The sequence below is a fragment of the Arthrobacter sp. KN11-1C genome, from assembly GCF_052180225.1.
GTDB lineage: Bacteria > Actinomycetota > Actinomycetes > Actinomycetales > Micrococcaceae > Arthrobacter.
On sequence record NZ_CP197467.1, the window covers coordinates 556,591 to 578,015 of the forward strand.

23 protein-coding genes are annotated in these 21,425 nt (G+C 64.8%); 15 read left to right on the forward strand and 8 right to left on the reverse strand.

Annotated elements, in window-relative coordinates; all coding sequences use genetic code 11:
- The first annotated feature begins 120 nt into the window (after positions 1–120).
- From ACSBOX_RS02650 to ACSBOX_RS02685, 8 genes are all read left to right on the forward strand, one after another.
- Positions 121–1,458 carry an MFS transporter gene (locus ACSBOX_RS02650; RefSeq protein WP_442544677.1) on the forward strand — a complete coding sequence of 446 codons (1,338 nt, stop codon included), beginning with the start codon at positions 121–123 and terminating at the stop codon, positions 1,456–1,458.
- Positions 1,458–2,369 (forward strand): transketolase, encoded by a 912-nt coding sequence (locus ACSBOX_RS02655; RefSeq protein ID WP_442544678.1) that lies wholly within the window; start codon positions 1,458–1,460, stop codon positions 2,367–2,369. The genes ACSBOX_RS02650 and ACSBOX_RS02655 overlap by 1 nt, the downstream gene beginning before the upstream one ends.
- The gene (locus tag ACSBOX_RS02660) at positions 2,366–3,361 is read left to right on the forward strand and encodes a transketolase family protein (protein WP_442544679.1); all 996 of its coding nucleotides are present in this window, start codon (positions 2,366–2,368) and stop codon (positions 3,359–3,361) included. Before ACSBOX_RS02655 ends, ACSBOX_RS02660 begins: the two co-directional genes overlap by 4 nt.
- 123 nt (positions 3,362–3,484) lie before the next feature.
- Positions 3,485–4,144 carry a GntR family transcriptional regulator gene (locus ACSBOX_RS02665; protein ID WP_442544680.1) on the forward strand — a complete coding sequence of 220 codons (660 nt, stop codon included), beginning with the start codon at positions 3,485–3,487 and terminating at the stop codon, positions 4,142–4,144.
- 114 nt (positions 4,145–4,258) lie between these two features.
- Entirely contained in the window at positions 4,259–4,465 is a 207-nt protein-coding gene (locus ACSBOX_RS02670; RefSeq protein WP_442544681.1) for an antitoxin MazE family protein, read from the forward strand.
- A gap of 20 nt (positions 4,466–4,485) precedes the next feature.
- A complete protein-coding gene (locus ACSBOX_RS02675; protein WP_442545945.1) occupies positions 4,486–4,788 on the forward strand; it encodes a type II toxin-antitoxin system PemK/MazF family toxin in 303 nt (100 codons plus the stop codon).
- A 125-nt stretch (positions 4,789–4,913) separates the two neighbouring features.
- The gene (locus tag ACSBOX_RS02680) at positions 4,914–6,314 is read left to right on the forward strand and encodes an MFS transporter (RefSeq protein WP_442544682.1); all 1,401 of its coding nucleotides are present in this window, start codon (positions 4,914–4,916) and stop codon (positions 6,312–6,314) included.
- 165 nt (positions 6,315–6,479) lie between these two features.
- On the forward strand, positions 6,480–7,289 hold the full coding sequence (locus ACSBOX_RS02685) for a sigma-70 family RNA polymerase sigma factor (protein ID WP_442544683.1): 810 nt from the start codon (positions 6,480–6,482) through the stop codon (positions 7,287–7,289).
- Between the two features lies 1 nt (position 7,290).
- On the opposite strand, the gene ACSBOX_RS02690 is transcribed toward ACSBOX_RS02685, so the two are convergent.
- From ACSBOX_RS02690 to ACSBOX_RS02700, 3 genes are all read right to left on the reverse strand, one after another.
- Positions 7,291–9,681, reverse strand: a complete 2,391-nt coding sequence (locus ACSBOX_RS02690; RefSeq protein ID WP_442544684.1) for an ATP-binding cassette domain-containing protein — start codon at positions 9,679–9,681, stop codon at positions 7,291–7,293.
- Between the two features lie 195 nt (positions 9,682–9,876).
- Positions 9,877–10,350 (reverse strand): NUDIX domain-containing protein, encoded by a 474-nt coding sequence (locus tag ACSBOX_RS02695; protein ID WP_442544685.1) that lies wholly within the window; start codon positions 10,348–10,350, stop codon positions 9,877–9,879.
- 19 nt (positions 10,351–10,369) lie between these two features.
- Complete coding sequence (locus ACSBOX_RS02700; RefSeq protein WP_442544686.1) at positions 10,370–11,002, reverse strand: TetR family transcriptional regulator; 633 nt, start codon at positions 11,000–11,002, stop codon at positions 10,370–10,372.
- 82 nt (positions 11,003–11,084) lie between these two features.
- Here ACSBOX_RS02700 and ACSBOX_RS02705 point away from each other — a divergent pair, with 82 nt between their 5' ends.
- On the forward strand, positions 11,085–11,864 hold the full coding sequence (locus ACSBOX_RS02705) for an SDR family NAD(P)-dependent oxidoreductase (protein ID WP_442544687.1): 780 nt from the start codon (positions 11,085–11,087) through the stop codon (positions 11,862–11,864).
- Between the two features lie 6 nt (positions 11,865–11,870).
- Here the strand turns inward: ACSBOX_RS02705 and ACSBOX_RS02710 are convergent, their stop codons facing one another.
- The gene (locus ACSBOX_RS02710) at positions 11,871–12,122 is read right to left on the reverse strand and encodes a DUF2630 family protein (RefSeq protein WP_442544688.1); all 252 of its coding nucleotides are present in this window, start codon (positions 12,120–12,122) and stop codon (positions 11,871–11,873) included.
- A gap of 159 nt (positions 12,123–12,281) precedes the next feature.
- Here ACSBOX_RS02710 and ACSBOX_RS02715 point away from each other — a divergent pair, with 159 nt between their 5' ends.
- Entirely contained in the window at positions 12,282–12,893 is a 612-nt protein-coding gene (locus ACSBOX_RS02715; RefSeq protein ID WP_442544689.1) for a J-domain-containing protein, read from the forward strand.
- Between the two features lie 161 nt (positions 12,894–13,054).
- A complete protein-coding gene (locus ACSBOX_RS02720) occupies positions 13,055–14,485 on the forward strand; it encodes a DUF222 domain-containing protein (protein WP_442544690.1) in 1,431 nt (476 codons plus the stop codon).
- Between the two features lie 133 nt (positions 14,486–14,618).
- On the opposite strand, the gene ACSBOX_RS02725 is transcribed toward ACSBOX_RS02720, so the two are convergent.
- Both ACSBOX_RS02725 and ACSBOX_RS02730 read right to left on the reverse strand, forming a co-directional pair.
- Positions 14,619–15,431 (reverse strand): SDR family NAD(P)-dependent oxidoreductase, encoded by an 813-nt coding sequence (locus ACSBOX_RS02725; RefSeq protein WP_442544691.1) that lies wholly within the window; start codon positions 15,429–15,431, stop codon positions 14,619–14,621.
- Positions 15,428–16,225 (reverse strand): hypothetical protein, encoded by a 798-nt coding sequence (locus ACSBOX_RS02730; protein ID WP_442544692.1) that lies wholly within the window; start codon positions 16,223–16,225, stop codon positions 15,428–15,430. Before ACSBOX_RS02730 ends, ACSBOX_RS02725 begins: the two co-directional genes overlap by 4 nt.
- Before the next feature lie 98 nt (positions 16,226–16,323).
- On the opposite strand from ACSBOX_RS02730, the gene ACSBOX_RS02735 reads away from it, so the two are divergent.
- Together ACSBOX_RS02735 and ACSBOX_RS02740 are read left to right on the forward strand one after the other, a co-directional pair.
- The gene (locus ACSBOX_RS02735) at positions 16,324–16,854 is read left to right on the forward strand and encodes a MarR family winged helix-turn-helix transcriptional regulator (RefSeq protein ID WP_442544693.1); all 531 of its coding nucleotides are present in this window, start codon (positions 16,324–16,326) and stop codon (positions 16,852–16,854) included.
- A gap of 119 nt (positions 16,855–16,973) precedes the next feature.
- On the forward strand, positions 16,974–17,276 hold the full coding sequence (locus tag ACSBOX_RS02740; protein ID WP_059389433.1) for a DUF4193 domain-containing protein: 303 nt from the start codon (positions 16,974–16,976) through the stop codon (positions 17,274–17,276).
- A gap of 54 nt (positions 17,277–17,330) precedes the next feature.
- On the opposite strand, the gene ACSBOX_RS02745 is transcribed toward ACSBOX_RS02740, so the two are convergent.
- Positions 17,331–18,836, reverse strand: a complete 1,506-nt coding sequence (locus ACSBOX_RS02745; protein ID WP_442544694.1) for a CYTH and CHAD domain-containing protein — start codon at positions 18,834–18,836, stop codon at positions 17,331–17,333.
- Between the two features lie 135 nt (positions 18,837–18,971).
- Between ACSBOX_RS02745 and ACSBOX_RS02750 the strand changes: the two genes are divergently transcribed.
- Together ACSBOX_RS02750 and ACSBOX_RS02755 are read left to right on the forward strand one after the other, a co-directional pair.
- The gene (locus tag ACSBOX_RS02750) at positions 18,972–19,493 is read left to right on the forward strand and encodes an alpha/beta fold hydrolase (RefSeq protein WP_442544695.1); all 522 of its coding nucleotides are present in this window, start codon (positions 18,972–18,974) and stop codon (positions 19,491–19,493) included.
- A 325-nt stretch (positions 19,494–19,818) separates the two neighbouring features.
- On the forward strand, positions 19,819–20,118 hold the full coding sequence (locus tag ACSBOX_RS02755) for a hypothetical protein (protein ID WP_442544696.1): 300 nt from the start codon (positions 19,819–19,821) through the stop codon (positions 20,116–20,118).
- A gap of 35 nt (positions 20,119–20,153) precedes the next feature.
- On the opposite strand, the gene ACSBOX_RS02760 is transcribed toward ACSBOX_RS02755, so the two are convergent.
- Entirely contained in the window at positions 20,154–21,425 is a 1,272-nt protein-coding gene (locus ACSBOX_RS02760; RefSeq protein WP_442544697.1) for an MFS transporter, read from the reverse strand.

A 21,425-nucleotide genomic window follows, 5' to 3' on the forward strand; every position in this document is an offset into this window, starting at 1 on the left:
AACCCTTGAAGTTGACTGTTGACAGAAATGGATGATGCAGGTCACACTGGCGTATCATGTGTTAACAGTCGACAGTGCTGAAGCGCCTCGCCTCAGTCGCTCTTCGAAAGGGATTCACCAATGAGCAAAGAAGCTCTGACCATGCGCGGTCCGGTCCACGGCACCAAGGACGCCAGGCGCGTCGCCATCGGCTCCGGCGTCGGCGCGGTCATCGAAACCTATGACTTCATCGGCTTCGGCACCGCGGCTGCCCTGTACTTCGGAACGGCCTTCTTCCCCACGGGCGATCCCGTGACCGGCACCCTCGCCGCTTTCGCGACCCTCGGCGTCGGCTTCGCGGCCCGTCCCATCGGCGGCATCATCGGCGGCCACCTGGGCGACAAGCTGGGACGGAAGCCGGTCCTCGTAGCATCGTTGATCCTGATGGGCGTGGCCACGTTCCTGATCGGCCTTCTCCCCACGTACACCCAGGTGGGCCTCTTGGCGCCGGCATTGCTGGTGTTCGTCCGCATCGTCCAAGGCCTGGCCTTCGGAGCAGAGTGGGGCGGCGCCATCCTGATGAGCTATGAGCACGCACCGTGGAAGAAGAAGGGAAAGTACACCGGGATGGTCCAAGCCGGATTCCCGGTGGGCCTGCTGCTGGCCAACCTGGTCTTCCTTGTCAGCGTCCAGCTCGGCGGCGAACTCGCCTGGCGCATCCCGTTCCTTGCCAGCATCGTGTTGGTTATCGTAGGCCTGATCATCCGTTCCAAGGTCCCGGAATCTCCCGTCTTCGATGAGGTCAAGGACAGCGGCGCCATCGTGAAATCGCCCATCGTCGAGGTCCTGAAGACCGATTGGCGCAACATCGTCAAGGGCATCGGCCTCCGTATCGCCGAGACCGCAGGCTACGCCGTCTCCATCACGTACATGATTTCCTACCTGAACGGCCAACACTTGGCGGACAAGACCCAGACCCTGGTGGCTCTGTGCATCGCCTCGGCCATCGGCATCTTCGCGACCCAGGCCTGGGCCCGGCTGACGGACAAGATCGGACGCCGCCCCGTCTACATCTGGTCCTGCGCCTTCGCCGTACTCTTTGCCATTCCCATGTTCCTGCTGGTCAACACCGGTTTGTTCATCTTCATCATCGCCACGATCGCCGTCTCCTACGGCGTCTGCCAGAACTCCCTCGCCGGCGCCCAGGGCGCCTGGTTCCCCGAGCTGTTCCAAGCCAAGACCCGCGCCTCGGGAGCTTCGCTTGCCTACCAGATCTCCGCCACGATCTCGGGCTTCACCCCCTTCATCACCACCCTGCTCTTCGTCGCCATGGGATGGATGGGTCCGGCATTGCTCTTCGGCCTGTACGCCGCCATCGGCCTCTGGGCGGCTTTGGCTACCCGTGAAACCTGGGGCAAGCGGGAGCGCCAGCTGGCCGATGAGGCCACCAAAAGCACTCCCCAGTCGGTGAATGTCTGATGGCGGTGGCACAGGACCAGCGCGCGGCGGGACCGATCGGAGAAATCACCATGGAACGCATCGAGCGGGTGCGTGCAGCCGCCAACCGGATCAGGCACCACGCCCTCAACATGGGCGAAGTCCAAGGCCAGGGCTACGTTGGCCAAGCACTCGGCGCAGCTGACATGCTCGCCGCGATCTATGCGGACCAGCTCCGCTACCGCGCCGATGATCCCGAGTGGGAGGCCCGGGACCGCTTTCTGCTCTCCACGGGCCACTACGCAATCGGCCACTACGCGGCTCTGGCCGAGGCCGGGATCATTCCCGTGGAGGAACTCGAAAGCTACGGTTCGGACGATTCCCGCCTCCCCATGTCCGGGATGTCGACGTACACGCCGGGCATGGAAATCTCCGGCGGATCGCTCGGCCACGGGCTCTCCATCGCCGTCGGAATAGCCCTTGGCCTCCGGCGCCGCGCTCCCTCGGGAGAAGCCGGCGCGAGGGTGTACAACTTCCTTTCCGACGGCGAGCTGGACGAAGGGTCCACGTGGGAAGCCGCCATGGGCGCTCACCACCACCAGCTCGGAAACCTCACCGCCATGGTGGACATCAACGCGCTGCAGGCGGACGGCAAGACGGACACGGTCCTCCGGACCGAACCCGTGACGGAGAAGTGGCAAGCCTTCGGCTGGTACACGCAGCGGGTGGACGGGAACGACGTCGGTGCGTTGCTGGCGGCGTTCGACAACGCAGCCGCCCAGTCCACCGCCGTCGGACGTCCTTCCGTCATCCTGTGCGACACGAAGGTGGGCAGGGGAGTGCCGCTGCTCGAGGAACGCGAAAAGGCGCACTTCATGCGCATCGAGGAACACGAATGGCAGCTCTGCCGTAAGCAACTGACCGCAGGATCCACCGGGAAGGCCGGCCGATGAGCACCACTTTGAAAGCGCCCAAGCTGAAAACCTCAGCGATGATCGCGTCCTTCGCGGATCCCGGCCAGAAGACGTCGTCGGCGCCTTTCGGCCACGCGCTGGTGAAGGCCGCCGAGGCTGACCCGCGAATCGTCGGACTCACCGCCGACCTGGGCAAATACACGGACATGCACATCTTTGCGAAGGCCTTCCCCGAGCGGTTTTTCCAGATGGGCATGGCCGAGCAGTTGCTCTTCGGCGCGGCGGCAGGCTTGGCCGAGACCGGTTTGATTCCGTTCGCTTCGACCTACTCCGTCTTCGCAGCACGCCGGGCCTACGACTTCCTGTGCCTCGACATTGCCGAGCCGAACCTCAACGTCAACATCGTGGGCGGACTCCCGGGCCTCACCACGGGCTACGGCCCCAGCCACCAGGCCACGGAGGACATGGCGATCTTCCGCGGAATGCCTAACCTGACCATCGTCGATCCGTGCGACTCAGTGGACATCGAACAGGCTGTGCCGCAGCTGGCAGCCAGCGACGGACCTACGTACCTGCGCCTCCTTCGCGGCAACGTCCCCACCGTCCTGGACGAGTACGACTACACCTTCGAACTCGGCAAGGCGAAGGTGCTGCGCGGCGGCAACGACGTCGTGTTCGTCTCCAGCGGGTTGATGACCATGCGGGCGCTGCAGGCAGCTGAGGCGCTCGCCGCGCACAAGGTGGATGTCGGCGTCGTGCATGCGCCCACTATCAAACCGTTCGACGCCGCCACCGTCCTGGCGGAACTGAACACCGACCGCCTGGCCATCACGTTGGAGAACCACAGCGTGGTGGGCGGCTTGTTCGAAACCGTGGCATCGGCCGTGGTCACGGCCGGGCTGGGCAAGCGTGTGGTACCCGTGGCACTTCCGGACGAGTTCCTCGACGCCGGGGCCCTGCCCACCCTGCACGAGCGCTACGGATTGTCCGTGCAGCGGATCGTGGCGAAGGTCCTCGCGGAACTGGGTTGAGCCGGTTCTTCAATGACGCAGGAGCGCGGAGCGGGCGTGGGCCGGTTCCGCGCTCCTGCCGTAAGATCAACAGTTAACACACCGACTGTAAACAGTCGACCACTGACATTGAGGACGGACATCATGGCCGGAGCAACAGCACCTCTTCTGGGACTGGAAAAGAAGAGCCTCCGCGAGCAGGCGCTCTCCGCCTTGCGCACCGCCATCACGAGCGGCGAGTTGGCGCCTGGCCGGCACCTCGTGGAGACCGAGCTGTCGGACATGCTTCAGATCAGCCGTGGAACGCTCCGGGAAGCCTTGCGGCAACTCGAGCAGGAGGGCCTGCTGTCTGCTGGACCCCGTGGCCGGCTCTCTGTCCGACACCTGGATGCCAAGGAAATCCGCGATATCTACTCCGTGCGGGCAGCCCTGGAGTCCCTCGCGGCGCGCACGCTCTGCGAGCTGCCGGACCGCCAGCAGGTGATCACTTCGCTGCGTACCGCCATCGACGCCATGGCGGCCGCCGCCAAGGGAAGTCTTGAGGAACGGATCGAGTCCGATCTGGAATTCCACCGCACCATGTGCCGTCTCACCGGCAACGAGACCTTGCTCCATTCCTGGGAATCGCTGGAGGGATCCATCCGGATGTCCATCATGTTCGCCGGACTGGAAAAGGGCGTGAAGAACATGAGCGTCGAGCGTCACCACGACATCGTGGCCGCCATCGAGACCGGGGACGCATCCCTGGCGCGCAAGACCATCCTCGAGCACATGGACAGCGCTGCCACGGAGTTAGTGGCGTAAGCGCCCGACGGCGAGTGCCCGACGGCAGCGCTCAGCCTTCGCAATAGCCGCACCTCCATTGACGGGCAGGTCCGCATCTGTCGCCTTAGTCGCGTTACATGTAACATTGATTCCATGGCAGTTCGAGATCGGGTCAGCGAGTACCGTAAGCGGATGCGCGAACACGGCTTCCGCCCAATCCAGGTGTGGGTACCGGACGTTCGGGCCGACGGTTTCGACGCCGAAGCACACCGGCAGGCCGCTGCCGCAGCAGCTGCTGATCGCCAGTCCGATGACCAGGAGTTCATCGAGGCTGTGTCAGGGCCCTGGGACGAAGAGTGAACCGTGGCGAACTCTGGACCGTGGCCGGCGGTGTCTACGCTTCCAAGCCACGGCCAGCGCTTGTAGTCCAGGATGACCGATTCGACGTCACCGATTCCGTCACGGTTCTTCCTCTGACAACAACCCTCATCGACGCACCCCTCCTTCGGGTTAGTGTCTCAGCCTCAGAGCTGTCCGGCTTGCGGCAGGAAAGCCACGTGATGATCGACAAATTGACGACCGTCCGACGTTCCAATGTGCAAAGCCGTGTGGGTCGTTTGACATCCGCCCAGCTCGTAGAGGTTGAAAGAGCCTTGCTGGTGTTCCTTGGACTTGCCGGTTAGCACATCGTCGGCTGGCGACGGCGGCGCTCAACTTTCGCAATAGCCGAACCTCTGGTGGGGGTCACTGCCAGTACCCCTCAAGACAGAGACTCCCTCATGTTCTCCGTGGGTTGTTTCCTTAATCCATGACTCGCCCCGAAACCACGTTGCCGGCCCCGGTTCCTCCCTCGGCCATGGCCGATGCACCCCGGGCACGGCTCACGCTCATGATTGCGTCGCTGGGATTCTTCCTGATCACCCTCGACATCCTGATCGTCAACGTCGCGCTCACCAGCATCGGCAAGGAACTCGGGGGCGGAACGGCCAGCCTGCAATGGGTGATTGACGGCTACACGCTGATGTTCGCCGCGTTGCTGCTGTTCGCGGGGAACTTGTCGGACCGGATCGGCGCGAAAAGGGCGCTGGGATGGGGCATCGCACTGTTCCTGGCGGCGTCGGTCGCGTGCGCCCTCGCGCCGACGTCGGGGATCCTCATCGCTGCCCGCTTCCTCCAAGGAGGTGCGGCATCGATTATGCTGCCGGCGTCGATGGCGCTGATTCGGCAGGCCTTTCCCGATCCCCGCCGTCGAGCACATGCTCTCGGGATCTGGGCGGTCGGCGGGGCAGTTGCCGGAGCCGTTGGACCGCTTGTTGGCGGCCTCCTGACCACGCTGGACTGGAGGCTCGTGTTCGGCATCAACCTTCCCGTGTGCGTCGCGATGCTGGTGCTCCTGGCTTCCGTTGCCACGTCACCCCGACGGCCGACTCCGTTCGACTGGGCAGGGCAGGCTGCGGCGATCGTTGCCCTGACCGCTTTGATGTACGGCCTCATCACGGGAGGAACCGAAGGCTTCGGCACGGTGCCCGTCATCGCTAGCCTGGTACTGGCAGTCGTCAGCCTCGCGGCTTTCCTCCTGATCCAGGCGCGCGGCCGGCACCCGATGATGCCCCTTGAGCTGTTTCGCTCCACCGGCATGAGGATTTCGCTTTCGGTGGGGTTCGCGTTCATGGTGGGGCACTTCGGGACGGTCTTTGTCGTCAGTCTCTTCCTCCAACAGCACCTCGGGCTGACACCGCTCCAGGCCGGTTTCACGTTCCTTCCGTCCGCAGCGTTCAGCATCGTCGGCAACATCGTCAGCGGAAACCTCTCGAACCGGTTCGGGACGCGGGTGCCGGTGGTTGTCGGATTGACGTCCATGGTGGTGGGACTCACCGCGATGCTTCTCACGGCGCCGTTGGGATCGCCGCTCCTGGTCGGTACCTTCCTGATTTTCACGGGTTCCGGCGGATCGATCGCGATGCCGCAGGTCACCGCCGTCGTGCTCGCGAGCGTCCCCAGCGAAAAGGCCGGCACGGCAAGCGCAGTCTTCAATACTTTCCGCCAAGTGGGCGGGGCGGTCGCCATCGCGGTCTTCGGCGCCCTCATCGCAGACCGCGGCAACTTCGTCCACGGAATGCAGACCAGCTTCATCATCGCGGCGTCGCTTCTCCTCCTCACCGCGCTCGCCAGCCTCTTCATCCACTCGCCGGGCGCGGCCAAAGACTAGGCAGCCGGACCGTGGATTCACTGCCGACAGAAGGGCAAACACAGGATTTGCGCAGGACTTGCCTAATACTTTCCGGCTGAGGTGGAATCCGCTCCGGCGGTATGCGGGGGCGGGGCAAGATGGTCCCTGTACGTTTTCCAAGGATGTTCGCTGGGGGCTTTCGGTGTGATACGAGAGAAGGAACGCAACGAGCTGGTGCTGCAGCACTTACCGCTCGTTGGCTATTTGGTGTCGGAGCTCTGCGCGAGGGCTTCTCATTTGTCGCGCGACGATTTCGCGTCGGTGGGGTCCGTGGCGTTGATTACGTCTGCCGATTCCTTCGATCCGGACCTCGGAGTCCCTTTCGGCGCGTTTGCGCGCCGAAGGATCGTCGGGGCTTTCGCGGACGAGATGCGGGCCAGCGACTGGGCCACGCGCTCGGCGCGCAAACGCATCAAGGAAACCATGTCGGTCCAGGAAACGCTCTCCGGTGTGCTTGGCCGCACTCCGTCGGTGGCCGAGACCGCTTCGGCCCTGGGGGTTGAGCGCAGCGTGGTGGAGGCCGCCCTGGCCGATGCCGCGCGGACGCTGTCGCCGCTGGATGACGTCGTGGTGGACACGGTCGCGGCGGAGACCATTTCCCCGGAGCATTCGGTCCTGGCTGATGAGCGCCTGAAGTACCTTCGGGCCGCCGTCGAGGCGTTGCCGGAGAAGATGCGGTACGTCGTCGAGGAGATCTACTTCGGAGGCCGGACCGTGAAGGAACTCGCCGAAGAACTGGGATCCACCCATGCTGCGGTCTCCCAGCAGCGGGCCGAGGGCATCCGGCTCATGCGCGACGGATTGTCCGCGCATTACGCCGACGATCCCGAGCAATCCTTCGAGCCCCAGTCGCGGATTACCGCCCGACGCCGGCACGACTACCTCTCGACCCTCGCCACCGCGACCCTGGGCGGAATCACCCGCAGCTTTGCCTCGGGACAGCCGTCCCGATAGTTCACTGTCCGACGTAAGCCGCCAGGTGCTCGCCGGTGAGGGTGGAACGCGCTGCGACGAGATCGGCGGGCGTGCCCTCGAAAACGATCAGTCCGCCGTCGTGACCGGCGCCCGGTCCGAGGTCGATGATCCAGTCGGCATGCGCCATGACCGCCTGGTGGTGCTCGATGACGATGATCGACTTCCCGGAGTCCACGAGCCGGTCGAGCAAGCCAAGCAGCTGTTCGACGTCGGCGAGGTGCAAGCCCGAGGTGGGCTCGTCGAGAACCAGCACGCCGCCCTTTTCGCCCATGTGGGTGGCCAGCTTGATCCGCTGCCGCTCGCCGCCGGAAAGGGTGGTGAGAGGCTGGCCGAGGCTGAGGTATCCGAGTCCGACGTCGGCCAGCCGCTGGAGGATCGCATGGGCCGCCGGGATCCTTGATTCGCCGGCAGAGAAGAACTCCTCCGCCTCTTTCACCGACATCGCCAATACCTCAGCGATGTTGCGGCCGCCGAGGTGGTACTCCAGCACCGATGCCTGGAATCTCTTGCCTTCGCATTCTTCGCACGGAGTGGCGACAGTGTCCATGAACCCGAGATCCGTGTAGATGACGCCCGCGCCGTTGCACGTAGGACATGCGCCCTCGGAATTCGCGCTGAACAGCGCAGGCTTTACGCCATTTGCCTTCGCGAACGCCTTGCGGATGGGCTCAAGCAGTCCCGTGTACGTCGCTGGATTGCTCCGCCGCGAGCCCTTGATCGCGCCCTGGTCGATCGACACGACGCCGTCCCGCTTCGACAATGAGCCGTGGATCAACGAACTCTTCCCCGAACCTGCGACGCCCGTGACCACAACCAGGACCCCGAGCGGAACGTCGATGTCGACGTCGCGCAGGTTGTTCTCGCTGGCCCCGCGGATCTCCAGTGCGCCGGCGGCTGTCCGCACCGTCTTCTTGAGGGTCGAGCGATCCTCAAGGTGGCGCCCGGTCAGGGTGCCGCTGGACCGCAGCCCTTCGAGGGTGCCTTCGAAGACCACTTCGCCGCCGGCGGTGCCAGCGCCGGGACCGAGGTCGACGACGTGGTCGGCGATCGCGATTGCCTCCGGTTTGTGTTCCACGACGAGAACGGTGTTCCCCTTGTCCCGCAATTGCAGCAGCAGCTTGTTCATGCGCTGGATGTCGTGCGGGTGCAAGCCGATGGTGGGCTCGTCGAAGACGTAGGTGACGTCCGTGAGCGAGGAGCCCAAGTGCCGGATCATCTTGGTACGCTGCGCTTCACCGCCGGAGAGGGTGCCTGCGGGCCGGTCGAGCGAGAGATAGCCGAGCCCGATCTCAGCGAACGAGTCGAGGAGGTGCCGCAGCCCTTTGAGCAGCGGTGCCACTGAGGGTTCGTCGAGGCCCCGTGCCCATTCGGCAAGGTCGCTGATCTGCATCGAGCATGCGTCGGCGATGCTGATTCCCTTGATCTTGGATGAGCGGGCCGCTTCGGTGAGCCGGGTGCCATCGCATTCGGGACACGTGGTGAAGGTGATCGCCCGCTCCACGAAGGCGCGGATGTGCGGCTGCATTCCCTCCGGGTCCTTGGAGAGCATGGTCTTCTGGATCTTCGGGATCAGGCCTTCGTAGGTGAGGTTGATTCCCTCGACCTTGATCTTGGTGGGCTCCTTGTGGAGGAGGTCGTGGAGTTCTTTCTTCGTGTACTTGCTGATCGGCTTTTCCATGTCGAAGAAGCCGGAGCCGCCGAAGATGCGGCCGAACCATCCGTCCATGCTGTAGCCGGGAATGGTGAGGGCGCCCTCCGAAAGTGACTTTCCGGCGTCGTACAGTGCGGTGAGGTCGAAGTCGGTGACCGAGCCCCGACCTTCGCAGCGCGGACACATGCCGCCGGTGATGCTGAAACTCCGCCGCTCCTTCGTGGTCGTACCACCGCGCTCGAAGGTGACCGCGCCCGCGCCGGAAACCGAGGCGACGTTGAACGAGAACGCTTGGGGCGATCCGATGTGCGGCTGGCCAAGACGGCTGAAGAGCATCCGCAGCATGGTGTTCGCATCGGTGGCGGTTCCGACGGTGGAACGGGTATTCGCGGCCATCCGCTCCTGGTCGACGATGATCGCCGTCGTGAGTCCCTCGAGCAGGTCCACGTCCGGCCGCGCCATGGTCGGCATGAACCCTTGGACGAAGGTGCTGTACGTCTCGTTGATCATGCGCTGCGACTCCGCGGCGATCGTGGCGAACACGAGTGAACTCTTGCCCGAGCCCGAAACGCCCGTGAACACCGTCAACCGACGCTTCGGCAGCTCGATGCTGATGTCCTTGAGATTGTTCTCCCGCGCGCCCTGCACGCGAATCAGATCGTGGGTGTCGGCAGTATGCAGCTCAAGCGACTGCGTGTCGGTGCTCGTGGCCGTGCTCATCGTGTCTCCATCTGGTACGCGGGGGTCGTCTTCGGTCTTCGCGGGCAAGTCTGCTTGGCTATTGAGGATCCTGAAGCAGCCCGAGGACGTTGCCGTCCGGGACGAAGCTGGCGCGGACGGTGTTGTCCATGACCGCCATTCTAGGCGCGGCCCGAAAGCGGCGCTTCTCCATTCCTGACCGGTCCGGGGCCGGGCTCAGCCACCACTCCCAAGCTGCAGGATCAACGCGTCGAGGATCGGCACCTGCCCGCCTACCAGTTTGGTGCGGGCAACGGACTCTGTGGCCCAGATGGCGTCGTCAATCTCCGGATAGCTCCTGATGACACCGGATCCGCGTGGCCATTCCAGCTCGAAGGTGTTGCTCACGATTCTCTCCGGTTCAAAATCCGACTCCGCAGTGAAAGCCGCCACGAGTTTGCCCGACGGTTGCCGGAAGATGCCCAGCTGGTGATAGTCGACGGCGGGCGGGGGAGTGCCCATCTCCTCGGCGAACTCACGCTTGGCGGCGACGAGCGGATCCTCGTCTTCGAGGTATTCGCCTTTGGGAATGGACCAGGCGCGTGCATCCTTATGGGCCCAGAAGGGGCCGCCCATGTGGGCTATCCAGAATTCCCATTCCGCCGCGGAATTCCGCCGGTACAACAGAATGCCCGCGCTTCGAATTGTCATTTGCCCTCCCAGGCATAAGTTATCCGCCGGGTCCGGCGGTCGGAACCCGCAGCACGGCCATGGACTCAAGCAAATACGGCACCGGATCCGGCTCCGTCCCGGTGGCCCACTGCATCCACGCTTCGAACGTCGCCCCGAGATAGGCGGCGCACAGATAGCCTGCCGCGCTTTCGCTGACGCCCCGCGCAACGAGGTAGAGCCGTGCCCGGTCCCGTTGTGGGGCCAGGGCGTCGTAGCTCCTGCTCGCCAGCTCCGGGTGTTCCGCAATCAAGCGCAGGCGCCCGCGCGTGACGGTAAGGTCCGGGAGCGCCGAAACCCCGGCGACGGCGGCGGCCGCCAGCCCGGCGAGGATGCCGCCGTCGGACGTGTCGACGTCGTGCGCGTCCGCTGTGCGAGCGCTCTCCAGCGCCCGGCCCGAGGCTTCCACCACCGGTTCCATGCCGCCCCAGACGAGGTCGGCCTTGCTGGGGAAGTAGCGGTAGAGGCTTTTCCGCCCGATTCCGGCCTCGCGAGCGATGTCTTCCATTGATGTCCGCTCGTAGCCGTTTTCGGCAAAAAGCCGGAGCGCGACGCCAGCCACGGCGTCCGGATCAATGGTCGCCGGGCGTCCGGTGGAGCGCCCGATGACGGGCTTCGTATGGTCTGAGGGCATCTCTCCAGTATCCACTCTTACATAATGACACGGAGTGTCATAAGGTGGATGGAACGCCACCAACACGTTCAGGAGGAACATCATGGGCAACGAAAATGCATGGCAGGAAGCCGCGATCAATGGCCGTTTTGCCGGGAAGACAGTCATCGTCACCGGAGCCGGCTCCGGCATCGGCCAGGCCACGGCCCTGCGCGTCGCGAAGGAAGGCGGCCGGGTCATCGCCGCCGACATCAGCAAGGAGCGCCTCGATGCCCTGGTCGAGGAAAACAACGGCCTGGACCTAGTGCCTGTGGCCGGCGATATCTCCAGTGAGGAGACCATTGCCGCCGTCGTCATTGCCGCCGGCGGCCGCGTGGACGCCCTCGCCAACATCGCCGGCATCATGGACAACTTCACTCCGATCCACGAAGTGGACGACGCTATGTGGGAGCGCGTCTTCCGGATCAACGTCACCGCGCTCATGCGCCTGACCCGCGCCGTGGTGCCGTTGATGCTCGACGCCGGGACCGGCTCCGTGGTCAACGTCGCCTCGGAGGCCGGGCTGCGCGGCTCCCCCGCCGGCGCTAGTTACACGGCGTCGAAGCACGCGGTCGTCGGCCTGACCAAGAACTCGGCCGTGATGTACGGGCCGAAGGGCCTTCGCTTCAACGCCGTCGCCCCCGGGCCAACCATCACCAACATCGAGGCGACGTGGGGATCCCAGCTGGCCGCGGAACGCCTCGGCCCGCTCATGCAGGCCACCGTCCCGAACCCTGCGACCGCCGCGCAATTGGCGGCGTCCATCACCTTCCTGCTCAGTGACGACGGCACCAACGTCAACGGCGCCATCCTCGCGTCCGACGGCGGCTGGTCGGCGCTGTAGGGCGGCTCAGCCGGTGTAGCCTTCCACCTGCTTCGGGGGCCGTGGTTTGGCCTCGTTCGGGTTCTCCCCGTATTGCCTCTTGGCCCGCCGTTGCCGCAGGAGATCCCAGCTCTGATCCAAGTCCTGTTCGATGCGCTCCAGCCTGGCTCGGTCGGGGGCATGCCCAGGACCCGGCGGGGCCGCCTCTGCCTTCTCCCGGAGTTCCCGTTCCTCTTCCACCAGCGATTGGATGTGGTGCAGAATGCCCTGTTCGTCCATGGTGACCCTCTTCCTGAACTAGCCGTTACCAGTCAGGTTAGTGAGGTGTGCCGGGCGTGAACAGGGGGCCATTCCGCGAAAGCCATCCCGGCAATGTCCCGTTTGCGGAATACTTGGACGCAGATCCAGGATTTCCGCAGGCAAAGGCGGTGATTGACCGTGAATGGCGAAAACAGTGCGTTCAAGCGCCGGTTGGAGCGAGCCATGGAGCTGCGGAGCATCCGCGCAACCGGCATGACGGCCGAGGAAGAAGCCGAACTGGAGGCCGCCGAAGAAGAAGTGCGGCAGAAGCGCAAGAAGGTTGACGACGCCGCTCGGGTGGAATACCTGATCCGCGATGCCATGGCGCAAGGGAAGTTCGACAACCTGAAGTACGCGGGCAAGCCGATTCCTGGGCTGGGGGAGCGCTACGATCCCGATTGGTGGGTCAAGGGCCTCATCCAGCGCGAACATCTCAGCGGACTCGGCCCGAAGGCCATTCTGCTCCGCACCGAGGATGCCGAACTGGATGCGAAGCTTGACGCCCTTTACTCGGAAACGCAGGTGCGAGATCTGGTGGAGGACTTCAACGCCCGGGTCATCGACGCGCGGCGCCAGCTCCAGGGTGGCCCTCCGGTAATCACGAAAACCCGCGACGTCGGCGTCGAACTGGAACGCTGGCGCGAGCGCCGGGCGGCGACTGCCGAGGCAACCGCGGCCCGGGAATCCGTGAACCAGGAGCTTGCGGGCAAGCGGTCGTGGTGGCATCGTCTCTGGGGCACTCCCGGCTAGGGAACGCTTGGGAAACCCGGTAGTGGAATCTGGCCCTCTCCTGTTCGCGGTGACCGCTCGGCCGGCACCTTAAATGTCAGACCCTCCCCCTAGCCTGAAAGTGTCAGGCAGCCGAGTGGCCTCGCATGGTTGAGGGGCAGGAATCCAGGAAGGGGGCAGGCGTGGAAAACCGGGTGTTCGGAGCGGAAGGCGATGCATGGCTTCCGGCCGTCAGCTTCACAGACCGGGAGGATTCGCCGCTGGTTGGCACCGTGAGCCTGCCGCTCGCATCCTTCCTCAGTGCCGACGATGCGCTCAGTGTTGTGGAATCGACCGACAGGCTCATTGCCTGGGCCACGGCCGTCAAGTATCAGGCCCTGGTCCGCGTTGAAGAAGTAATCGGTGAAGAATCCCCGAGGAGGCACGAGAGGCAGCCGGTACGGTTCGGTGGGGACGAAGCCCATGCCTTGGCTGTCTCCGAAGTGTCCACCGCCTGCGCCCTGACGGAGGGCACGGCCGCGCGCTTGCTCAATGATGCCGCGGATCTTGCTACGTCCCAGTGGGCAGTCCTCGAGGCGGTCGAGGCCGGGGAGATCTCCGAGATGCACGCCCGGATCATTCTCGACCAGGCCCGCTCCCTCCCAGCCGAGCACGCCGAAAAATTCGCTACCGTGGCCCTGCTGCGCACGCGGACGCGGCAGGGCCGGCGCCGCACGCCGTCAGAGTTCCGCGCCTGCCTGCGGCGGCTGCGGGAGCACGTGCACCCCGAAAGCATCATCGCCCGCAAAGAGTCTGCCCAGCGTGAGCGCGGCGTGTGGTTCACGGCCGAACCGGACGGCATGTGCACGTTGTCTGCGTTCCTCACGGCGGAGGTCGGGATGGCCATTTACAACGGCCTCGACCATGATGCGCGGCAGGCCAGTGCGCGGGCTGCGGAGCTTGGAGATCTTCCGGGGCCGCACCCTACGTCCGATTTTGGTGCTGCCCTCGATTCCCGCACGCTGTCGGAGCTCCGCGCGGATGCGCTGGCCTACCGTCTCTTTGGTGGATCTGACGTGCCCGAATCCGGGGCATTCCGCGCCGAGGTCGTGGTAACCATTCCCGTTGGATCCGTCTTTGGCGGAAGCATCGTGCCCGGCGGTGGCGAGTTCGAAACAGCTGAACTCGAAGGATACGGACCAATAGACGCTGCAACGGCCCGGCGCATGGCGGCCCTTGCGCCAACGTGGCAACGGCTGTTCACGGACTGCACCAGCGGCCAGGTCCTGGGTGTGGGGCGCACGGCCTACCGTCCACCGAAGGCGCTTCGCCGGTACCTGCAGTGCCGTGACGGGACCTGCCGGTTCCCCGGGTGCACGCGGAGGGTTGTCGTTTGCGAACCCGACCACATCACCGAGTGGCAGGATGGCGGCACCACTGACGCCGACAACCTTGCAATGCTCTGCCGAAAGCACCACGCACTGAAGTCCATAGGCGCCTGGAGCTATAGACAGTCCTCACCAACCGGCGACCTCGAGTGGAAGTCGCCCCTCCGTCGGCAATACAGGACCGAGGCGGCAGATGTTGGCAGGACGGTCCATTTGCTCCAGCGGCCAGAACCCCCGCCGTTCTAGGGCGGGGCCTGCAGTGGCGCGGTTTGGGTGGCACGGTTCGGGCGCCGTAAGTTCTCCAGCGCGGGTGCGTCATTGTTCCGTTCGGCACTTGCCTAGAGAAGGCTGAGCTCTTCGATGTCGGAATTCAGGTCATTCATGGTTGGGTTCCCATTTTGCCGGTGTTGAACGCTGGCGTTCCTGCCAGCCGGCCGCCGTCGACGGCGAGGACGGTTCCGGTGACGAACGACGATTGCTCGGAGCAGAGCCACAGGGCTGCGGCAGCAATGTCGGCCGTGGAACCGATCCGGCCGAGCGGCACGGCGGCGGCCACGCGCTCCTGGGCGGCTTCGCCAGCCCCGGCCAGGCGCTCGGTGAGGATAGGGCCGGGAGCGATCGCGTTGACCCTGATCCCGTGCGATGCGTAGTCGAGCGCGGCCACGCGAGTCAGGCCGCCGACGCCGAACTTGCTCGCCACGTAGCCGCTCATGCCGGAGACGCCTTGTTCGCCGGCGGTAGAGGACATGTTCACGATCGCACCGCCGTCTCCGCTTTCCAGCATGAGCTCGATTTCGTATTTCAGGCAGAGGAACACTCCGCGCAGGTTGACTGAGATGGCGCTGTCGAACTCCGCGCTCGCCCACTCGGCCAGGGGCGCCGGGGTTCGCCCGCCGCCTGCGGCATTGTTGACCGCGACGTCGAGCCGGCCGAAGCGGTCCCGGATGTGGGCCATGAGGGCTTTCACGGAGTCCTCATCGGCCACATCCACGGACATGGCCACCGCTTTCCCGCCGCTCGCGGCAATGGCGGCGAGCTGCCGGGAAAGGCTTGCGCTGTCGCGCGCGGCAAGAACAACGTCTGCTCCGGCGCGAGCCAGCACAGTTGCGATCTCCGCGCCGATTCCGCGGCTCGCTCCCGTGACGAGAGCGACCTTGCCGGACAGCGGCCGGGTGGGATCCGCCGTCGTCATGGCGTTGTCCGGCTTGCGCCGTGCATCTGGCTGGCGCCGTGCATTTTGCTTGCGCCGGGCATTTGGCTTGTGCCGGGCGCATGCGCCCGGGGCTCCTGGTTCGCTGCTGCCCGGGTGCGCGGGAGCAGGAAGCCGGCGGCAACCAGCCAGAGCAGGCCGCCGAAGCGGCCGATCGGCAAGAGGAACTGAAGGGGCTCGATCGCCATGGACAGGAAGCTCAACTCTGACAGTGCGGCAATGACCAGGCCGGTCCAAGCCAGCCAACGTGGCATGAAGCCCAGGATCAAGGCGGGGACGGCTATGCCCGCCATCAGGAGGCCGATTCCGACGACGAAGCCGACGCCGCCGGTGATGAACGCGAGGAAGGCGAGTGCGTGGGTGAGCGTCACATCCGTGGTGATTTCGGGCCGGCTCAACAGCCAGGTCACGGAACCCGACAACATCAGGAAGAGCGCCGCGCTGACGCCGCCAAAGAAGCTAATGGCCGGTCCGGGAACGCGAACCCCGAGCCGGAGCTGCCGGGCGTAGACGGTAGCCGCGTAGATGCCCAATGGCACTGCGGAGCCGAATTGGAGCATTCCGCCGATTCGCGTCGCGGCGACGTTTTGCTGGAAGAATGCGGCCACCTGCTCCGTCTGGGCAAAGGGCGAGACGAACGTCCGGCCTCCCGTCAGGATTGCGGACGTGATGAGGCTGGCGAGGAAAATGCCCAGGCTGACGAGGGCTAGAACGCCGGGGTGCGGGCCGCCCGACCGGGCTGGGCGGCCTTCGTCGGGAATCGAACGACTACTCATGGCTGGGCCTTTCCAGTACTGGTCGATATTTCGTAATTGCATCACTACTGAAATAGTTCACCTCTAGAATTATTCTGTCAAGCATGTATCCTGAATCCATGGACTTAGCCACATCGGGCCGGCCGAAACGGACCGCTTTTCTTTTGTCGCAGCTAGGGGCCGTGGCATCGTCCCGCTTTGCCGACCGCACCCGGCAGATCGGCCTCACGCCCAGCGACGCCGGCGTCATCCGCCTGCTCGGTCGCGCTCCGGGATTGAGCCAGCGCTCCCTTGCGGACCGGCTCGGCGCGGTCCCCAGCCGGGTGGTCTCACTCATCGACTCGCTTCAGGAACGCGGCCTCGTGGAGAGAGTCCGCAGCAGCACGGACCGGCGGAACTATGAACTCCATCTCACCGACGCCGGCAAGCGCGTGCTGCGGGAACTGCGCGGCATCGCCGAACAGCATGAAGCAGAGCTCCTGGCCCCGCTGACAACGGAGCAGGTCACGGAACTTGGTGAGCTGCTCGCCCAGCTCGCCAACGGCCACGGGCTGGACAGGGACCTCCACCGCGACGTCGGCCGCGAGCGTGGAGGGGCCGCGGACCTGCCGGCCGATCCAGGCCCTGAGCAGACGAACGGACCGCGCTGAGCCACCGGAAGCTGACATGACGATCGGGCCACGATTTTGACCACTATGTGGGGAATAGCAGCCGCATGGTGTATGTTGCACATTCGCCAGCAAATATACAAGAGAAGAGATAACCCCAGGTGGCAACCGATTACGACGAACTCCGCTCCGACGTCGCGGAATCCCAAAGCACGTCACTTCAGGCCCTGCAGTCTGCCAATGCTCCGGATGCCCGCAGCGTTGTACGGGAGCTGGACGAAGCCGATGCTTTTGAAGGCAACGAGGTACCAGGCGGCGAATTCGTGGCCGAGGAACTCATCATTGCGGTCGTTCCCCAGAAGGAAGACGAGTTCACCTGCTACTCCTGTTTCCTCGTCCGTCACCGCTCCCAGATTGCCCGTGAAAAGAACGGTCACGCGTACTGCGTAGAGTGCGAAGGCTGAGCCTCTGAGGTCCATCCCCGTGCCGCTTAGCCATCTCCCTCACAGTTACGTTCATCACAGGGGATGCAGGCGCTTCTTCTTGGCGAGCTTTTCATAACGGGCCGCGGAATCCGCTGCTCGCTGCTCTTCGGCAGCGAGCAAGGGACCGTACGGCGAATTGTCCTCGACCGATCCGCCGGTATCGCTTGCGAGCCGGAGCAGCACCGAGCGGCTCACAACGCTGTCCTGGTGCTCTCCTAGGATCTTTTGGATCTTCTGGGCGTTGCGGGCCAGTTTCACCGCGGGTTTCCGGTGAACGTCCCGCAGCGCTTCGGCTGCGTGGCGCAGCCGTTTTGCGTCTTTACGGACCTGATGCAATGCCCTGTCGCTTTCGACGCCGGTTTGCCCGGCCACTGCCTTCTGGGACCGGCGCAACCGCTTGACCGCTTTGCCGGCCAGCTTGGCCGTGACGGGACCGGCCTTCTTCCCCGCACGAGGTTTCGCGGGAGGCTCGTCGCGGAACTCCTCGAGTGACTCCAGGAGCCGGAAATAGCGTTTCGTTCCCAAGGAGCGGAGCATCTCGCGATACCCGGAGTTGAAGGCGGCCTCGAGTTCGTCATTGATCCTGCTGGCAGCTGGAGCGGGCACCGAGCCGTCGGGTTGTTCATTCATCAATTCCCCGATCCGGTCCCGCAACACCTCGGCATCCCGTGCCTTGCCCAGGACCTTGCTCAGCCATTTCAGTTCGGCCTTGAGCTGATCCGCGGCATCGGCGTCGAAGAGCTTGCCGTAAGCGGACAACGTCGAGCGGAGCCTGCGGGTGGCCGAGCGCATGCGGTGGACGGCGTCGTCGGCGCCTTGCCGGACTCCGGAATCCAGTTCGGTGATCTCAGCGATCTGCGCGGCGATGTAGGCAACTATTGCGTCTCCCGCAGAACCCTTCGGACGGGCTTTTGGCGGCGCTGGCACGGCTGCCGGCCAGGCCGTGCCGAAGGCACGGGCAAGCTTGGACGCATGCCCGGAGGGGGTTGCGCCGGCCCCTGACAAGACACTCTCCGCGCTCTCGAACAGGGATTCATCGCCGTGGACCAGCTCGATTTCCCATTCCCGCCAGCGACTCTCCAGTTGCCTCGGGTGCAAGGTCTCTGCCGTCACGTGGTCATCAACGAAATCGGCCAGCGTGACGTCGTCGCTTCCGTGCAGCCGGTGCAAAGTGCGGCGGGTATGGATCCGGGCCACGGGCCTGAGCTCCTCGCCGCGGGTGAAGACGAGGAGCCGTTCCGCCAGCTCCTCGGGGACGATTTCAGGCTGCCCCAGCGGCGCCTGGATCTCCACTCGGTTGTCCCGGCCTGCCGGCAGTTTCAAATGCCAGCCTGAATCGGTGCCGCCGGAACGGCGCCGCAAGGTGATGCGGTGCTTGGCAAGGACCAGGCCTTCCGTATCGAAGTAGACGGCCTCGAGTTGATGATCCGCAGGGTCTGCGACCTGTTCGACGCCGGTGATGTCCTCGAACGCGGGAAGGGGCGTTTCCAAGTCGGCGTCGTACTTGCGCTCTGTTTCCACGGATTCCTGGGTCGACATGCCGTTTCCCATCCTTCTCGTAGCTGGTCCGCACCTATAGGCATCCTCCCACTAGGCCTCCTGCAGGGAAAGAGCGGGCCAAGGCATCCGAAGTGGGTCCCTTGCGGGAGCGGCGATCTGGGGAAGAATGTGGGCATGACTTCGTTCGTGTTCGTGCCCGGGGCAGGCGGCTCGGCCTGGTACTGGAGCCGCGTCGTCCCCCTTCTCCAGGAGGCAGGCCACGGTGCTGTTGCCGTCGACCTGGCGGGAGACGACGAAAATGCGGGTCTGCCCGAGTACGCGCGTTTGGTTGAGGCGGCGATCGGTGACCGGCCCGACGTCGTACTGGTTGCGCAATCGCTCGGAGGCTTCACGGCGCCCATGGTGGGCGCCCGGACCGGTGTTGCAGAGATCGTCTTCGTGAACGCGATGATCCCCAACCCAGGTGAGACCCCTGGCGCCTGGTGGGGCAACACCGGATGGGAGGACGCGCGCAAGAGTGCTGCCGTGGCCGGTGGGTACCGCACGGAGTTCGATATTGGCGGGTACTTCCTGCATGACGTTCCTCCAGAGGTGGCGGCCGAGGGGGAACCGTACCAGCGGCCCGAGGCAAATGCAGTCTTCGCGTCGAGCTGCGATTTCGCGGGGTGGCCCGCAGGCTACCTCTTGCGCCGATGACTTTTTACAACGGCGGTCCTTCGATTCCCTAGACCGGAATCCGCCCAAGCCCTAAGATCACTCTGACGGCACCAGCCCTGCGCTGATCGATGTCCGTCGCGGTCTCACCCTTAAGCGTGAGCGCCGGGTCCGTTCTGCGACTCCTGGGTCTTCGAACGGGCCCGGTCGACCTCCGCTGGGACCAGCCAACAGGCCCTCTGGAACGGGAGATGAACCCCTGGCCCCGCCGCGCCCGACGCAAATTCGCGATGGTTAGAGAGTAATTACTCGCAGAGGGTGACGGCGGCCCGACAACGGAGGATGCTTGATTGATGGGAGGAAAATCATGACACGAGATGTGAGTCATTTCGAGCGCCTTTCGGCGTGGACTGAAGACGACATGAAGCCAGCCGTCGGCAAGCTGTTGCGCGGCGATGGCGTGCCTTCCGAGTTGCAGGAAGACCGCCGTCCCTCGCCCTTGGACTTCCAGATTCCCGGGGAACTGGACCGCGCCCTGGAGTCAGCTTCACAAACGCTTAGCCTCACGCCCAGCGAGATCTTGCGCGAGGCCCTGTCCGAATGGCTGGGGAGCCACGGACAGCCGGCCACGGGCCACCATCCGTTCGGGAAGCACACCGCGCTGTAACGTCGGCCGGGCTGCGGTTCGCGAAGCTGCAGCCCTTACTGGCGTCTGCCCTGGACAGCGTCCCCGTGCCGCGCAGAGCGGAACGGAGAGGCCGCAAGTAGCAACGCCGCCGCCGCGAATCCCGCAATTCCGATCCACAGTGTCGGCTGGTATCCGATTGATACAGCGAGGAGTCCGCCCGCGGGTGCGCCGACCACGATCATCGCGCGGTTCGCGGACCGGATGGTGGTGTTCATGCGTCCTTGCAGATGGTCCGGTGTTACCGCTTGCCGGTAGCCCATCTCGTTCGCGTTGCTCAGTCCGAGGGCCAGTCCGTAGACGGCCTGCCCCGCGGCCAGAAAGAGGATCACGAGCCACTTCTGTCCGTTTCCGGTAGGCACGACGGCGATGATCGCCCAGCCGACCGACATGAGGCAATTGCAAATGATCACCGCCCGCCCGGCACCCCATCGCATCCCGAACCTGGTCGAGAAGCTGCTTCCGAGCAGCCCGGCGACGCCGGCGGCCGCAAGGGTGATGCCAAGCTCAAAAGGAGACAACCTCAATTCGAGCAAGACGAACGATACGAAGACGGTCCCGAGCATGCTGTTGGCGAGGAACCAGACGTGGGATCCGACGGCCATTGGTGCAAGAACGCGGTGCCGGTAGACCCAGCGGAGTCCCTCGGCAATCTCCGCGCGGAGGCCTCGCAGCGACGTGCCGGATATTTCCCGGGGCTCCACAACACGCACCCGGGAGATCGCCAGCGCGGAAAAGAGATAGGAAACGGCGTCGGCGAGGACAGCGAAGGGAGCCCCCAGGAGCGTGACCAAGCCACCGGCAACGAGCGGGCCGGAAGTCTGGGCGACGGCATCGCTTTGGTCGGCCCTCGCGTGGGCAGCCAGCAATTCCCGCCTGGCCACGATCCGAGGGAGGAACGACTGGGATGCTGCGTCGCCGAAGAGGGAGAACACGCCGAAGAAAGCAACGAAGACGATGAGGACAATGAGGTTCAGCCGTCCCACCGCGTAGAGAACAGGAATGGCCAGCAGGAGGATGCCCCGCGCAAAGTCTGTTCCCACGAGCACGGGCTTCCGCGGCCGTCGGTCGACGAGGGCACCTGCGAGCAATCCGAAGAAAAGATAGGGGAGCCACCGGGCCGCGTTCAGCAGGCCGACGTCGGTCGCGGTACCTCGGAGCGAATCCAGCACCAGGACCTGCAGCGCCAAGGTGGTGATGTAGGTTCCAAAGCCCGACACGGTGTAGGCCGACCAGAAAGCCAGGTAGCCGGGAATCCGGAACACGTCCCGCGGGTTCGAGCCATCCAT